The sequence below is a fragment of the Pseudonocardia halophobica genome (assembly GCF_027922425.1).
In the GTDB taxonomy this organism is placed as follows: Bacteria; Actinomycetota; Actinomycetes; order Mycobacteriales; family Pseudonocardiaceae; genus Pseudonocardia; species Pseudonocardia halophobica.
Genome location: NZ_BSFQ01000231.1, coordinates 1 through 629, shown reverse-complemented (window position 1 = coordinate 629; position 629 = coordinate 1). Strand labels below are relative to the sequence as shown.

Here is a 629-nt window from a genome sequence, read left to right as displayed (position 1 = left end):
CCCCATGAACAGGGTCAGCCCGAAGAAAAGGAAGGCAGTGGTCAGATCCAGCAGCGACAGGAGCGCCAGCACGGCGGAGGACAGCGTGGTTACCACCGTTCCCAGCAGAACCATGCGGTTCATCCCGATGCGCACCGAATACCGGCCCGCAAAGAAGTTGCCCCCCGCATATCCCAGCGCGGTGAGGGCGAACAACATGCCCACGCGCGAGGCGGAGAGGCCGAAAACCTCGGTGCCGACGAAGGGGGCGCCGCCGAGATAGGCGAAGAAACAGCCTGAGGCGAAAGCCGCGGACAGGCAGTAACCCCAGAACCTCTGCGACCGCAGAAGGAGCGGATATTGCCGGGCCTGCTCGGTAAAGCTCATCCCTGAAGGGGTGGAGGTTTCGCCCAGATCGCGCCAGCACAGCACGGTAACCGCGATGCCTGCCGCCAGCAGCAGGCCGAAATTGGCGTGCCAGCCGAAATATTCATCCAGCACACCGCCAATCACCGGGCCGATCATCGGCACGAGGCTCATCCCCATCGTCACATAGCCGATCATCGAGGCTGCCTCGGCATCGCTGACCATGTCGCGCACGATGGCCCGCGACAGCACCATGCCGGCGGCGACAACCGCCTGCGCCATGC

Annotated in this window: 1 protein-coding gene; it reads right to left on the bottom strand. The window is 64.4% G+C overall.

The window, feature by feature from the left end:
- The coding region (locus PKE99_RS39260) for an MFS transporter (protein ID WP_271215137.1) at positions 1 to 629 on the bottom strand (629 nt) is incomplete at both ends.